9 protein-coding genes and 1 pseudogene are annotated in these 14607 nt (G+C 72.2%); 7 read left to right on the forward strand and 3 right to left on the reverse strand.

From position 1 onward, the window contains the following. Window positions 1-131: 131 nt before the first annotated feature. From AB0F29_RS35240 to AB0F29_RS35250, 3 genes and pseudogenes are all read left to right on the forward strand, one after another. Window positions 132-2933 (forward strand): AAA family ATPase, encoded by a 2802-nt coding sequence (locus AB0F29_RS35240; protein ID WP_361881125.1) that lies wholly within the window; start codon window positions 132-134, stop codon window positions 2931-2933. Window positions 2934-3174: 241 nt separating this feature from the next. Beyond that, window positions 3175-4797: pseudogene (locus AB0F29_RS35245) on the forward strand (S8 family serine peptidase); the annotation flags it as partial. Window positions 4798-5151: 354 nt separating this feature from the next. Next, window positions 5152-5778, forward strand: a complete 627-nt coding sequence (locus tag AB0F29_RS35250) for a TetR/AcrR family transcriptional regulator (protein ID WP_026290493.1) — start codon at window positions 5152-5154, stop codon at window positions 5776-5778. A 132-nt stretch (window positions 5779-5910) separates the two neighbouring features. On the opposite strand, the gene AB0F29_RS35255 is transcribed toward AB0F29_RS35250, so the two are convergent. Continuing rightward, window positions 5911-7656 (reverse strand): ABC transporter ATP-binding protein, encoded by a 1746-nt coding sequence (locus AB0F29_RS35255; protein WP_361881128.1) that lies wholly within the window; start codon window positions 7654-7656, stop codon window positions 5911-5913. Next, window positions 7653-9413 carry an ABC transporter ATP-binding protein gene (locus AB0F29_RS35260; protein ID WP_361881131.1) on the reverse strand — a complete coding sequence of 587 codons (1761 nt, stop codon included), beginning with the start codon at window positions 9411-9413 and terminating at the stop codon, window positions 7653-7655. Before AB0F29_RS35260 ends, AB0F29_RS35255 begins: the two co-directional genes overlap by 4 nt. 114 nt (window positions 9414-9527) lie before the next feature. On the opposite strand from AB0F29_RS35260, the gene AB0F29_RS35265 reads away from it, so the two are divergent. The 4 genes from AB0F29_RS35265 (at window position 9528) to AB0F29_RS35280 (ending at window position 13405) form a co-directional block, all read left to right on the forward strand. Next, window positions 9528-10583, forward strand: coding sequence for an ABC transporter substrate-binding protein (locus tag AB0F29_RS35265; protein ID WP_361881134.1), 1056 nt, complete (start codon window positions 9528-9530; stop codon window positions 10581-10583). A 9-nt stretch (window positions 10584-10592) separates the two neighbouring features. Further along, entirely contained in the window at window positions 10593-11696 is a 1104-nt protein-coding gene (locus AB0F29_RS35270) for an iron ABC transporter permease (protein WP_361881137.1), read from the forward strand. Next, window positions 11693-12508 carry an ABC transporter ATP-binding protein gene (locus tag AB0F29_RS35275; protein ID WP_361881140.1) on the forward strand — a complete coding sequence of 272 codons (816 nt, stop codon included), beginning with the start codon at window positions 11693-11695 and terminating at the stop codon, window positions 12506-12508. Before AB0F29_RS35270 ends, AB0F29_RS35275 begins: the two co-directional genes overlap by 4 nt. Window positions 12509-12910: 402 nt before the next feature. Next, window positions 12911-13405: a response regulator transcription factor gene (locus AB0F29_RS35280; protein WP_361881143.1), complete on the forward strand. Its 495-nt coding sequence runs from the start codon at window positions 12911-12913 to the stop codon at window positions 13403-13405. Window positions 13406-13544: 139 nt separating this feature from the next. On the opposite strand, the gene AB0F29_RS35285 is transcribed toward AB0F29_RS35280, so the two are convergent. Further along, window positions 13545-14603, reverse strand: a complete 1059-nt coding sequence (locus AB0F29_RS35285) for a methyltransferase (protein WP_361881146.1) — start codon at window positions 14601-14603, stop codon at window positions 13545-13547. Between the last annotated feature and the right edge of the window lie 4 nt (window positions 14604-14607).

Genomic DNA, 14607 nt, shown 5'->3' on the forward strand with positions numbered 1-14607 from the left:
TCAGGGGTACGTGCCCCGGGGACACGATGTTCACGCCGGGATCCCGCGATGTCGGGATGCCGCTGGACGGCCCCGTCGGCCGGGGGTAGTTTCGCCCACATCTGCCGCCGCCATCAGGGGAGTCCGCATTGGTGCTGGTCGGACGGACCGGAGAACTGCACGCCCTGCTCGACGCGATGGCCCACCCGCCGTCGGTCGCCCTGATCGAGGGGGAGGCGGGCGTCGGCAAGACCCGGCTGATCCGGGAGGCCGTCGGACACCCGGTGCCCGGCCCCGGCCGCCCGCCCGGCGCCCGGGTTCTCGCCGGGGCCTGCCCGCCGCTGCGCGAGCCCTTCCCGTACGGTCCCGTCTTCGACGTCCTGCGCACCCTGGAGGGCGCGGTCCCCGAGCGGCTCAACCCGGTCTGCGGAGCCCTGCGCCCCTACCTCCCCGAGCTCGCAGGTCAACTCCCACCCGATCCCGCCCCGTTGCTCGATCCGCAGGCGGCTGCCCACCGTCTCTTCCGGGCTGTGCGCGCTCTGCTCGCGGCGGTGTCCCCGGTGGTCCTCGTCGTGGAGGATCTGCACTGGGCCGACGACGGCACCCGGGACCTCCTCCGCTTCCTGGCCGACGACCCGCCGCCGGGCCTGTCCACCGTCCTCAGCTACCGCCGCGAGGACCTCAGGAGCGGGGCCCTGCCCCTGGGCCGGGCCTACCGGCACCCGCCGGGCGTCACCTCGGTGGTCCTCCCGCTGAGCCCGCTCGACGTCGCCGGAGTCAGGACCCTCACGGCGGCGCTGACCGGCCGTGACGTCCCCGCCGCCGTGGCGCGCCGGCTGCACGAACGCACGGCCGGCATCCCCTTCGTCCTCGAGTTCGTCCTGGAGGAACCGGACGAACTCGACGGTTCCCAGGGGGCGGTGCCCCTCCTCCTGCGCGACGCCATGGCCGAGCGGGTGGCGGGCCTCTCGGAGCCGGCGGCGGCCGCCGTGCACGCCGCCGCCGTTCTGAGGGTGCCCGCCGCCGAGGAGCTGATCGGCGCGGTGGCGGACCAGCACGGTGAAGAGGCGGCCGACGCCCTGCGCGAGGCCCTGCGCGCGGGCGTGCTCCACGACTGCGGGGAGGACCGCTACGGGTTCCGGCACGGCCTGGCCCAACAAGCCGTCTACGAGGGGCTTCTGAGGCCGGACCGACATCGGCTCCACCGGCGCGCCACCGCCGTGCTGGCCGCCCAGGAACCCCCGCCACTGGTCCAGCTCGCCCACCACACCCGCAAGGCGGGCGACCTGACCGCCTGGCGCACGTACGCCGAACAGGCCGCCGAATCCGCCCGGAAGCTCGGTGACGCGGCGCTCGCCGTCGAGCTCTACGAGGGGGTCCTGGACGACCCCCTCCTCCCGGAGGCGGACCGGGCACGGCTCGCGGTGCGCCTCAGCCGGGCGGCCCTCTTCGGGCTGGCCCACCGGCGCTCCAGCCGGCTGCTGCGCCGCGTCGTCTCCTCGGCCGCCTCGGCCGAACTGCCGGACGCCGTACGGGGGGAGATCCGGCTCAACCTGGGGCTGCTGCTCAACAACCAGGCGGGCCGGCACGAACAGGGCCGCCTGGACACCGAGCTGGCCGTGGACGAGCTGCGGACACGCCCCGAGCTGGCCGCCCGCGCCATGGCGGGCCTCGCCATGCCGGTGTGGGGTGAGCACCCCGTCGCCGTCCACGCGCACTGGGCCGAACGGGCCGAGGAGCTCGCCGCCCGGCACGGTGACCGCGCGCTGCGGATCGCGGTGCGGGGCAACCATCTGACGCTGCGGGTCTGCCTCGGCGACGGCGACACGGTGCGCGGGGAAGCCGAGAAGCTCCTCGCCGACGGGCGGAGCGCCGCCGAGCGGGTCGAACTTGCCCGGATGTGCGCCAACGCGGCTGACGCCTTCGCCTGGGTGGGCCGGTCCGCCGACGCCGAACGCTTCCGGGACGAGGGGGTGCGACTGGCGGAAGCGGCCGGAGCGCCCTTCCTCAGCGGCATCATCGAGGGCACCGCCCTGCGCATGGCCTGGATGCGCGGCGCCTGGCGCGGCCTCGCCGACCGGGCCCGTACGGTCCTGGCCGACGCGCCCGGCGTCTCGGGCATCGCGTCCGACGCCCACCTCGTCCTCGGGCTGCTCGCCGAGACCCACGGCGAGTGGGACGCGGCGCTGGAGAACCTGGACGCGGCGGCGCTCGGGGACCCCGTCAACGCGCCGGCGCCCGTACTCGCCGCCGCGTCGGCCGCCGCCATACGGATCCGGCTGGAGCGGGGCGAGAGCGACGAGGCGTGCACGGAAGCCGTGCGGGCGCTGGACCGGGTCCGCCGCAAGGGCGTCTGGGTCTGGGCCGCGGAGCTGGTTCCGGCGGCGCTGACGGCGTACCGCCGGGCGGACCGCGCCCCCGAAGCACATGCCGTGCTCGCCGAGTTCACCGCCGGGCTCGGTGACCTGGACGTGCCCGCCGCGCGCGCCGCGCTCGCCGCCTGCCGGGGCGACCACGCCCGCGCCGCCGAACAGTACGCGGCGCTCCCGGCCCCGTACCCGGCGGCGCTGTGCGCGGAGCGGGCCGCCGCAGGAGAGGTGGAGCGACTGCGCGAGGTGGCCGCGTGCTTCGAGGCGCTGGGTGCCGTACGGGACGCCGCGCGCTGCCGCAGCTCCCTGCGGGAGCGGGGCGCGGGAAATCCGCCCGGGCCCCGGCGGGGGCGCAGGGGATACGGCAACGAACTCTCCCCTCGCGAACGGGACGTCGCGCGCCTGGTGGCGACGGGGCACACCAACCGGGAGATCGCCGACGTGTTGTTCCTGTCGCCACGCACCGTGGAACAGCACGTCGCGAAGGTGCTCCGGAAGCTGGACGTCTCCGCCCGCGGAGAGGTGCGGGAGATCCACCCGGATGGCGGTCCGGATGATTCCGGGCGTACGGGGGCCATTGAATAGGTGGCGCTACGCAGTGCCGTACGGATTGTTCCGGCCCGGGCCGGACCGGAGAGTTGCCCCCGTCGTCGCACCGGGCACACACCCTGCCCCACGCCCCAGCCCGGAGCGGCGGCTCCTGTGTCACCCGTGCCGGGCCGCCCTCCCCAACTCTCGGAGGCCCGGCACGGTTCCCCATCACACGGAGCCAAGGGAGCAACCAGATCATGCGCACAACCAGCAGACCGCGCCTCGTCGGCGCACTGTGTACCGCGGCCGCCGCGGCCATGGCGCTCGGACTCGCCGGAACGGCCCCCGCCCACGGGGCGACCGCCCAGGCCCCGCCCGCCGAGGGCCGCGTCCTCGGCGCGGACCGGGCCGAGGCCATACCCGGCCGGTACATCGTGGCCCTCGACGACGCGCCCTCGATCGCCGCGGGCACGGCCGCCGCCGACCTGGTCGCGGAGCACGGTGGCACGGTGCGCACCGTGTACTCCACCGCCTTCAAGGGCTTCGCGCTGAAGGCGACCGCCGCCCAGGCGAAGAAGCTGGCGGCGGAGCCCGGCGTCCGCTACGTCCAGGCCGACGCCGAGGTCCGGGCCACCGGAACCCAGCCCAACCCGCCCTCCTGGGGCCTGGACCGGGTCGACGGCGTCAAGGACGCCTCGTACGCCTACCCCAACGAGGGCGAGGGCGTGACCGCGTACATCGTGGACACGGGCCTCTACCGCCAGCACACCGACTTCGAGGGCCGGGCGTCCTCGGGGTACGACTTCATCGACAACGACGCCGACTCCGCCGACTGCCAGGGACACGGCACTCACGTCGCCGGCACGGTCGGCGGCAAGAGCTACGGCGTCGCCAAGAAGGCGAAGCTCGTCGGCGTCCGGGTACTCAATTGCCAGGGCACCGGATCGACTTCGCAGATCGTCGCGGGCATGGACTGGGTCGTCCGGAACGCCCAGAAGCCGGCCGTCGCCAACCTGTCGCTCGGCGGCGGCGCCGACCGGGCCATGGACGACGCGGTCCAGGGCGCGATCAACGCCGGCATCCCGGTCGCGGTCGCCGCCGGCAACGACAACCGGGACGCCTGCAACACCAGCCCCGCACGGCTGCCCGCCGCCATCACCCTCGGCTCCACCGACAGCAACGACGGCCGCTCCAGCTTCTCCAACTACGGCCGCTGCCTGGACCTGTTCGCCCCCGGAGGCTCCATCGTCTCCACGCGCATGGGCGGCGGCACCCAGACCATGAGCGGTACGTCGATGGCCACCCCGCATGCCGCGGGCGCGGCGGCGATCCACCTCTCCGCCCACCCCGACGCCACCCCGCAGCAGGTACGGGACGCCCTGGTGAACAACGCCCTCTCCGGCGTCGTCACCAACCCCGGCTCCTCCTCCCCGAACAGGCTGCTGGACGTCACCGACCTCGGCGGCGGCCCGTCCGAACCCGGCAAGCCGGTCGCCGCGTTCACCGCCCAGTGCTCCACGACCACCCCGGCCTGCTCCTTCGACGCCTCCGGCTCCAGCGACCCGGACGGTGACATCGCCTCCTACGCCTGGGACTTCGGGACGCAAGCGAGGGTGAGGGCGCGAAGCCGTCCCACACCTACACCAAGGCCGGCACCTACGCCGTCAAGCTCACCGTCACCGACGCCGGCGGCGAGAGCGGCTCCCTGACCAAGCAGGTCACCGCCGGCACCACCGAGCCCTCGCCCGGCCAGGCCCCGTCCGCCTCCTTCACCCTCTCGTGCTGGTACGGCGACTGCTCCTTCGACGCCTCCGCCTCCAGCGACCCGGACGGCGACATCGCCTCGTACGCCTGGAGGTTCGGCGACGGCACGACCGGCTCCGGCGCCACCGTCACCCACCGCTACCCGTCCGTCCAGCGCACCTACACCGTGCAGCTGACCGTCACGGACCGGGGCGGCCGCACCGGCACGACCTCCCGCCAGGTCTCCTGCTTCGCCTTCACCGGCGGCCAGCCGCTCTGCTTCGCGGGCTGACAGCCGTACGCATGGAAAGCCGTGAGCCGCGGCGGGCCCGGAAGTCTCCCGGGCCCGCCGCGGCTCCGCCGTACGCCGGCGGTCCCCCGAGAAGGCCGAGGTTCCCTCCGGCGTCCGAGCCTGCGCGGACCGCGGTCCGGCTCGGCGCGGAAACCCGGCCCGGCCGTTGGGCTGCCGGTCGTCGCAGGCCGGGCCCCAGTGGCCTGTAACCGCCGTCGAGCACGTAGACTCCGTGAAATGAGTGTGCGCCGTATCACCCCTGGACGCCCGCGAACCAAACCCGCCGAGGAGCGGCGTGCCGACCTTTTGGACTCGGCCGAGAGGGTGTTCGTCGAGCGGGGCATCGACGCTGCCCGGATCGATGAGATCGCTGAGGGCGCGGGAATCGCGATCGGCACCTTCTACCTGTACTTCAGCTCCAAGCGCGAGATCATGCTCGCGGTACAGGCCCGCTTCATCGACCGGCTGGTCGAGCGGCAGAACGCGGCGGTGCGGAGCCTTCCCGCCGACGACTGGGTCGGCCGCGTGGACGCCTGGCTCAGTGACGCGGTCCGCGTCTACCTGGAACATGCCGAACTGCACGATGTGCTGTACGGCCACACCCCGATCAACGCGTCGACGGAGATCGAGGTCAGTCCCACGAACGCCCACGTCGAAGCGTTCCGGCAGCTCATCTCCGAGCGCCCCGACCCGCCGGCGGACGCCCCGGACCCCGCCATGGCGGCGCTCTTGATCTACAGCGCCTGGTACGGCGGCACCCACGCGCTGCTGCATCACGAGGCCGAGGACATCGACCGCCTGGCCGAGGGACTCATCGCCGACATCACCGACCTCGCCCACCGCTACCTGCGCGCCGAGGTCTGAGCCACCGGGTCCGAGCACCGCGAACCGATACCCGCCGCCGACGACCCCTGTGCGGGGGCCGACGGCAGCGGTGCGGTACGGGCGACGGATGGCCGGCGGGTTGTTCTCCGGGGATCCGTCACGTGTCGCCGGTCAGCCGCTCACCGGGGCGATGCGCCAGTGACGGGCCCGCTCGTACTGTGAGCTCAGCCGTGAGAACGCCCCACCGGCGCGCAGCAGTTCGTCCCTGGTGCCGGCCTCCACGACCCGGCCGTCATCGAGCGAGACCACGTGGTCCGCTGTGGCCAGGGTGGCGGGACGATGGGCGATCACGATCACCGTGCGGTCCGGGTCGTCGCCGAGGTTGGCGATGGCCCGGGTGACCGCGGCCTCGTTCTCCGGGTCGAGGGCGGAGCTGGCCTCGTCCACCAGGACGATCCGCGCCCGCTTGAGCATCGCCCGGGCGATCGCGACGCGCTGGCGTTCGCCGCCCGACAACTGCGCGCCGCCCTCGCCCACCCGGGTCTGCCAGCCGGCGGGAAGCCGCTCGATCACCTCGTCGAGCCGTGCCGCGGCGGCGGCCTCCCGCAACTCGTCCCAGGTCGCGTCCGGGCGTGCCAGGCGCAGGTTGTCCTCGATGGTGTCGTCGAACAGGTAGACGTCCTGGAAGACGATGGCGATCTCGTCGAGCAGGGTGCTCGGGTCGAGTTCGCGCACATCGACGCCCCCCACGCACACCTGGCCCGAGTCGACGTCGAAGAACCGGGCGATGAGCCGGGTCGCCGTCGTCTTCCCGGACCCCGAAGGACCGACCAGGGCGGTGGTGGTGCCCGGTCGGCAGCGCAGGGTCACGTTCTTCAGAGCGGGGGTGTCGCCGCCCGGGTAGGTGAAGGTGACGTCCCTGAGCTCGACGCCGGCCTCGGCGATCAGACGTACCGGCTCGGCCGGAACCGGCAGAGCCGGAGTGGACAGCAGCTCCTCGATGCGTCCGATCTGGTTCCGCAACGCCCGCAGCGCGCCGATGAGGTCGATGAGATTGCCGAGCGGCTCCAGGAAGCGGGCGGCGAGCACGAGCAGTACGATCGCCGTGGCGACCTCGATACGCCCGCTGAGCATCAGCTCGGCGGTCAGGGCGAGCACCGCGACGAACCCGGCCATGATCACGCCGGTGTAGACGAAGAACGGCTGCCGCGCACGGCGCATGCCGTCGCGGTAGGTCTCGCGGTGGTCCTCCAGCGCGGCACGCATCCGGGGTGTGCCCTCGGCGTGGCCCGCGGCGCGCAGCACCGGCTGGGCCTGACCCAGCTCGATCGCCCGACTGGCCACCCCGGCCGCCGCCTGCTCCAGCTCGCTCTCGGTGATCTCGGCGATGCGCGCGGCACGCTGCAGGGCCAGGTAGGCGACCAGCGCGATCGCGCACAGCAGCAGCGCCATCCGCCAGTCGACCGTGAACGTCACGACGACGACCGTCGCGGGCAGCAGTGTCGAGGTGATCACGGGCCCGCCGATGGTGACGGCCAGATGGGCGGCGCTGCCGACGTCCGCGGTCACGCCGCGCGCGAGCCGGGCCTTGTGCTCGGCGGTGAACCAGCCCAGCGTCAGCGTGCTCACATGGTGCATCAGCCGTCGGCGCAGTTGCGCCGCGAGCGCGCCCGCCGCCGCGAAGCCCACCGGGGTGGCGATGATGCTCAATGCCGCGTACAGGGCCGCGCCGATCCCGCCGAGCACCAACCACGGGGTGGCGGCGCCGACGTCCGGTTCGGGCCGCACGACCGCGTCCAGGATCGGGATGAGCAGAGCGAGCAGCAGACCCTGGAGGACCGCCTGCGCCGCGGTGAGCAGCCACAGGCGGGCCAGCAGCTTCGGATTCGGCCAGAGTCGGTACAGGCGGCGGATCACGCGAGCACTCCTTCCTGTGCCGCCCACAGCCGGGCGTACAGCCCGTCCCGGGCGAGCAGTTCGTCGTGGCGGCCCTGTTCGACGAGCCGTCCGTTGTCGAGTACGAGGATTTGGGCCGCGCCCGCGATGGTGTGCAGCCGGTGGGCGATCACGATCACCGTCTTGCCCACCGCCAGGTTGGACAGCGCCTCCTGGACCGCGGATTCGCTGTCGGCGTCCAACGCGGCCGTCGCCTCGTCGAGGACCACGATCGGCGCCCCGGACAGGATCGCCCGCGCGATCGTCAGCCGCTGGCGTTCACCGCCGGACAGACTGCCGCCGCCCGAGTCGAGCAGGGTGTCGTACCCGTCGGGCAGGCCCGCGATCACCTCGTGGATGTGCGCGGCCTCCGCAGCCGCGCGGACCTCGGCGTCGCTCGCGCCGGGGCGGCCGATGCGGATGTTCTCCGACACGCTGTCCCGCAGCAGGGCGACGTCCTGGAAGACCAGCGACATCGACGCCAGCAGTTTCGCGGACGGGATCGAGCGCACGTCCACCCCGCCGACCCTGATCGCCCCCTCCGACACCTCGTGGAAGCGGGGCAGCAGGCCGGCCAGGGTCGACTTGCCGGCTCCCGACGGGCCCACGATGGCGGTCACCCCGCCCGGCGGACAGACGGCGCTGATGTTCTCGACCGCGTTGGTCACCCCGTCGTACGAGAAGGAGACCCGGTCGAACTCGACGCCGTGGCCCTCGGGCGTCAGCGGAGTCTCGGGCTCGGGCAGCGGTGTGCGCGACAGCAGCTGCTCGATGTTGGACGCGCCCATCCGGCCCTTGCGCACGCCTTGGGCGGCGGTGACGGCGGGCAGGATGGAGTTGGGCAGCCCGATGGCGACGACCAGGAACGTCACCAGGTCCGCGACCCCGAGAGACCCGCGGTCGACGAGGAACAGACCCACGGCCGCCACGGCGGTGAGGACGGCCATCTCCGAGCCGAACAGCCGCGAGATCGCGGAGCTGTGGCGCACCTCGGCGACCCAGGCCGCGAACGCCTGGGTGTGCTCGTCCACGGCGTCGTCGTAGCGACGCAGGACACGGCCCCCGGTGCCGAACGTCTTGACCACCTGGATCCCGTCGGCGTACTCGACGCTGGCGGCGCTGATGCGCGCGTCGGCGGCGACCAGTCGGTTCATATGGCTCGTCATGGAGCGCATCGAGATGCGGAAGAAGACGCCCATCAGCAGGAGCACACCCAGCACGACGAAGGCCATGCGGACGTCGACGAAGAGCAGATAGCCGGTCGCGACGGCCGTGACGGTGGTCGCCCCGACCAGCTGTCCCAGTGCGTGCGCGATGACCTCGTGCATCTCCTCCAGGTCACCGGTCATCGCCCGCTTGACCTTGCCCGAGCCGGCCGAACGGAACCAGCCCAGCGGCAGCCTGCCGAGATGCGTCACGATCCGCACCCGTACGTCGTGCAGGATCTTCGCGTCGGCGTAGTGCCCCACCCGGGCGGACTGCACGAACAGCACGAGCCAGAGGCCCGCACCCGCGGCCCCGATGCCGACCCAGGTCCAGATGGCGCTGTGCGACGGAGTGGGGTCGTCGAGCATGAGCCGCGCGATCTCGGCCACGGCGATGTAGGGCACGATCCCCGCCGCCGCGCTCAGGCACGAAAGCACCGCACAGATGGCGAGATGGTTGCGGATCGGGGCGAGCAGACGCATTAACGCGCCGGGCCCGGCCAGCCCCGGAGTCTGTGATGTTGGTCGTTTCATTAGGGTACCCTAACATGGCGACTGAGCCTCATTCAATAAACATGCACGTCATCCCGGACGCAGCTCCGTCCGGGCTGTCACCCTCACGGCCTTCACCGAAGGGAACGCCCCGTCATGTTCCGATCGCACGTCGACCCCCCGTCACAGAGCCGCCGCTCCCGCGCTGCTCCCCACCACCCCCGCGCCGCTGTGGTCGGCGCAGTCGTCGCTCTCACGGCGGTCGGCGCCACCGGGTGCGCGGGCGCCGGAGCGGGCCCACGCCCGGACGACAAGGCGAGCCGCATCACCTTCGAGTCCTGTAGTCGCACCGTCCGGCTCGACCGGATCCCACAGCGGGTGGTGATCACCACGGACGCCATAGCCGACACCCTGTTCGCGCTCGGCGTCGGCGACCGGATCGTCGCGAAGACCCGCGGCGAATCCGCTCCCGCGCCCGAGCTGAAGAAGCGACTCGCCGCACTGCCGAGTCTCGGGACGCGGAATCCGAGCGTCGAGGCGCTGATCGTCGCCAAGCCCGATCTCCTGATCACCGATCAGGTCGAGAAGGTCTCCGGCAAGCAGGGCAGCCCGAGCATCGCGGAACTGGAGGAACTGGGGATCGCGACCTACGTGGTCGGCGGCGGTTGCGCCGCGGACCTGCGCTCGGACACCTCCGGACTGGACGCGCTCGACGCCGACCTGCATCAGCTCGGCACGATCTTCGGCGTGGAGGACCACGCGCACAAGCTGGTCGACGAGCTGCGCGGCGAACTCGACGCCGTACGCCGGAAGACCGCGAAGGAGCCCGAGCGCAAGGTCGCCGAGCTCTCCCAGGTCGCCGGTCAGCTCTACGTGACCAGCGGCGGTCTCGCCAACGACGTGCTCGAACGGGCCGGCGGGACGAACGTCTTCGCCGACCTGCCGGGCCAGTTCGCCCCGGTCAGCCCCGAACAGATCGTCGCGCGCGACCCCGAGGCCCTGGTCGTCGACAACTTCACCGCGACGGAGAAGGGCCGGAACGAGGCACTCGCGTTCCTGAAGCGCACGTTCCCCACCGTCGAAGCGGTCAAGAAGGAGCGCGTGCTCGTCATCGACGCGGCCAAGACCGGAGCACGCGGCAGTACGCGACCGGTGTCAGGCGTCACCGAGATCGCGGCCTTCCTGCACCCGATCCCGTCCCGCTCGCAGTAGGGGCCCGCGATGCACACGCAGAGATCCAGCACGCTTCTCACCGGCGCCGACGGGAGCCCGCGGGGCGGCCCCGGGCCGACTCCGATCCGCGGCGGCCGGCCCCTCTCCCTCCCCGTCGTCGTACCCCTGCTGCTCGCCCTCCTCCTCGTCACGGTCTGCGTGGCCGTGTCCGTGGGATCCGTCGGTGTGCCGTTGGGAACCGTCACCCGGGTCATCGCCCACCACCTGACCGGGCTCGGGGCGCCCCCCGGCGTCATGGACGACCAGATCGTGTGGAACCTGCGGATGCCGCGGGTCCTGCTGGCCGCCGCGGTCGGGGCGGGGCTCGCCGTCGTCGGTGTCACCCTCCAGGCGACCGTCCGCAATCCGCTCGCCGACCCCTATGTGCTCGGCGTCTCCGCGGGCGCCGGACTGATGGCCTCCATCGCCATCACCCTCGGATCGGTGGCGGTGGCCGGGCTCTCCACGTCGGCGGCGGCCTTCGTCGGCGCGCTCGTGGCGATGGCCGCGGTCCTCGGACTGTCGCGCCGCGCCGGCCGCGTCATCCCGAGCCGCCTGATCCTCGCCGGGGTCACCCTTTCCTACCTGTTCAGCGGAGTCACCAGCTTCGTCATCTTCCGGAGCGGCAACGAGCAGGCGGCGCACTCGGTGCTGTTCTGGCTGCTGGGCTCCCTCTCGGAGTCGTCGTGGTCGAACCTCGTGCTGCCGGCGGCGGCCGTACTGGTCGTCGGCGTCCATCTGCTGGCGCAGACCCGGACGCTCAACGCCCTGGCGGCCGGTGACGACGCGGCGCTCTCGCTCGGCGTCTCCGTGCACCGCGTCCGCATCCATCTCCTGGTCGTCGCCTCGCTCCTGACCGGCGTCCTGGTCGCGGTGTCGGGCGGGATCGGCTTCGTGGGGCTCATCGTTCCCCATCTCGTACGGCTGGTCGTGGGCCCGGACCACCGCCGGCTGCTTCCCGTCGCCATGCTCGTCGGCGCGGTCTACCTCGTCGTCGTCGACCTGCTCTGCCGCGTTCTCGTCCGCCCGGAGGAACTGCCCGTCGGGATCGTCACCGCCGTGCTCGGCGCGCCGGTCTTCCTGTGGCTGCTGCGACGTTCGGAGGCATCATGAGACTCGCCCTGTCCGGCGTCGGCGTCCGGATCGGCTCCGCCCCGATCGTCATGGAGTGCGACCTCGCCGTCGCCGACGGCGAACGCGTCGGCCTCGTCGGGCCCAACGGCAGCGGCAAGACCTCGCTGCTGCGTACGGTCTACCGCGCGCTCGACCCCTTCGCCGGCCGCGTCGCCCTGTCCGGGGACGACGTCACGGATCTCAGCCAGCGCGAGGTCGCCCGACGGGCCGCGCTCGTCGCCCAGGACAGCACCCCGGACTTCGACTTCACCGTGGAGGAAGTCGTGGCCATGGGGCGCGGGCCGTGGCTCGGGGCCTTCGAGTCGGCCACCGGGGGCGGGGACGCGAAGGTCACCGCCGCACTGGAGCGGGTCCGCCTGACGGAGCATCGCGCCCGCAGGCTCTCCACGCTGTCCGGCGGTGAGCGGCAGCGGGCCCTGGTGGCGCGTGCGCTGGCCCAGGAGAGCCCGCTGCTCCTCCTCGACGAACCGACCAACCACCTCGATGTGTACGCGGCGCTCGAACTCCTGGAGCTGGTAAGGGATCTGGGGCGTGCGACGCTGTGCGTGCTGCACGACCTCAATCTCGCGGCCGCCTACTGCGACCGGCTCTACGTCCTGCACCGGGGGCGGATCGTCGCGGACGGCCCGCCGGCGGAAGTACTCAGCCCCGAGCTCGTCCGGACGGTCTTCGGAGTCGCCTGCACCCATCTGACCCACCCGGTCACCGGCGGCCTGCTCCTCGCGTTCTCACCGCACCAGGGCGCCTCGGCCGCCCCGGTCGCCGCGCTCGGTGAGGGAGTGAATCGATGAGCAGCCTATGTACGGCGTCACTCCACCGGAGTTCCGGGCGGAATGCGGCAGTGACCATCGTCATGAACACACCGTGAGGTAGCTGCATAAGCACCTTTCACGACCCGTCACAGAGATGGCCGGGCGATCTGACAACAGGTCGTCACAGCGGTCTGTTCGGGATGCGCCGGCATCATGATTCCTCCTGTTGACGGCAGTCGAAACCGTGGTAACAATTCCCTCCAGGCTCCGGATCCCCTGTCGGTGAACATCATCGGACCGGCCTTCCGGGGCGCTCTCGGATTACCTCGGATTACGCGAAGTCATCGGCATCGTGAAGTGATTCTCATGAAGCCGTAAACCTGAAGCGCTCGTTCCCATGCGTTGTCCAAACGAAAGGCGAATCACCCGATGGTTGATCGTGTGAATGTCATACCGTTAACGGAACGCCAGGATGCAGACCAAGCCCAGGCGGCCATCGTCCAGATCGACGAAGTGCTGATCCTTCTCCAGGAGCTCGGTGACGTCGCACGCCGCGCACGCAAGGATCTGGTCTCGCCGCGGCACCGGGGCTCCCATGGCGTCCTGGCCCAGGCGACGCCCCCTGGAGCGCTACGCCCTCCGACGCGGTCCGAGGGCGATTCCACCGGCGAGGCCGGGGCCCGGGACAACCGGCCCGACGCCACCCAGAAGCCCCTGACGCTCACCCGGCGTCAGGAGGAAGTGCTCAATCTGCTGGCCCAGGGCCTGTCCAACCGCCGGATCGGCCGGGCCCTGCATATCACCGAGCAGACGGTGAAGGCCCATCTGCACATGGTTTACCACAAGCTCGGCGTCGCGGACCGTACGGAGGCCGTGGTCCTGGCCATGCGCCAGGGACTGGTCCAGCACCAGCGCCGGGAGGACACGCCCACCTGACCGGCTCGCACGCGGGGGCGCTCGCCGCCTCCGGAAGTGATCCGCCGTGACCGGTGAGAAGGCACGGGCGGTGAGAAGGCACGGGCGGTGGGAGGGCGCGGTCCCGGCCGGGCGAAGGCTCGGCCGGGACCGCTCGCCGTCAGACCGCGCTGTCGGGGACGGCCTCGATCAGCGACGCGTTCAACTCCTGGGCCAGCGGCGCGACCCGCACGACACGCAGCCCCGCCCGGGCGCAGAGCGTCGTGTACTCCGCCCTGGTGCGCTGCCGGCCGCCGATGGTGACCAGCATGTGCAGATCGGTCAGATACGGGTTCTCCAGGGCGGCGTGGTTGAGGCTGTCCGCGTCGGCGACATCGGGCAGCACCGGCTCGGCGATGAGCAGCTTGCCGTGGTCGGGCATGGCGGCCCGGACCCGGCTCAGGATCGTCGAGGCCCGTTCGTCGTCCCAGTTCAGCACCACGTTCTTGATGAGGTAGAGGTCGGCGCCCTTGGGCACCTCGGCGAAGAAGTCTCCCGCGACCGCGCGGCACCGCTTCTCCAGACCGGACGCGGTGACGGTCTCCCGCGCTCGCGCGGTCCCGGCCTCGGTCTCGTACACGGTGCCGGTCAGCCGCGGGTGCCGTCCGAGGAGCGCGGCGAGCAGCGTGCCGTCGCCGCCTCCGACATCGACCACCGTGCCGAAACGGCTCAGGTCGTAGGCCCCGGAGATCGCCTCGGCCATTTCCACCGGCAGATGGCGCTTGCTCATCGCCGCGTGGAACAGGGCGGCCAGTTCCGGTTTGCCCGACAGGTAGTCGTACACCGGCTCGCCGAAGTGCGTGTCGAATGCGGGCCTGCCCGTGCCCAACGACTCCCCCAGGTTCAGCCAGTTGCGCTGGAAGACGTCGTGAGTGAGGAAGGCGGCGAAGTCGAGCAGCGACGCCGGGGTGTCCCGGCGCAGCAGTGCCCCCGCCTCGGTGAGTGCGAAGCGTCCGGGCCGGGACTCGACACACAGGCCGAGGGAGGCCAGAGCGCGCAGCAGCCTGCCCAGCTGTTCGGCGGGCACTCCGCAGGCGGGCGCCAGTTCGTCGGTCCCGGCCTCGCCGTCGCCGATACGATCGGCCAGCTCCAGCCGCGCGGCAGCTCCTACGGCCTGGGTGGCCAGCGTCCCGAAGATCGCCGATATCACGGTGCGGCGGGCGTCGGCCTCGGTCGTCATGAAC

Source organism: Streptomyces sp. NPDC026589, assembly GCF_040638385.1.
Classification (GTDB): Bacteria; Actinomycetota; Actinomycetes; order Streptomycetales; family Streptomycetaceae; genus Streptomyces.

What these genes read in the sequence shown, in the direction of transcription:
- AB0F29_RS35250 (WP_026290493.1), top strand. Translation starts at nt 5,152, where the DNA reads ATGAGTGTGCGCCGTATCACCCCTGGACGCCCGCGAACCAAACCCGCC.
- AB0F29_RS35260 (WP_361881131.1), bottom strand. Translation starts at nt 9,413, where the DNA reads ATGAAACGACCAACATCACAGACTCCGGGGCTGGCCGGGCCCGGCGCG.
- AB0F29_RS35265 (WP_361881134.1), top strand. Translation starts at nt 9,528, where the DNA reads ATGTTCCGATCGCACGTCGACCCCCCGTCACAGAGCCGCCGCTCCCGC.
- AB0F29_RS35270 (WP_361881137.1), top strand. Translation starts at nt 10,593, where the DNA reads ATGCACACGCAGAGATCCAGCACGCTTCTCACCGGCGCCGACGGGAGC.
- AB0F29_RS35275 (WP_361881140.1), top strand. Translation starts at nt 11,693, where the DNA reads ATGAGACTCGCCCTGTCCGGCGTCGGCGTCCGGATCGGCTCCGCCCCG.
- AB0F29_RS35285 (WP_361881146.1), bottom strand. Translation starts at nt 14,603, where the DNA reads ATGACGACCGAGGCCGACGCCCGCCGCACCGTGATATCGGCGATCTTC.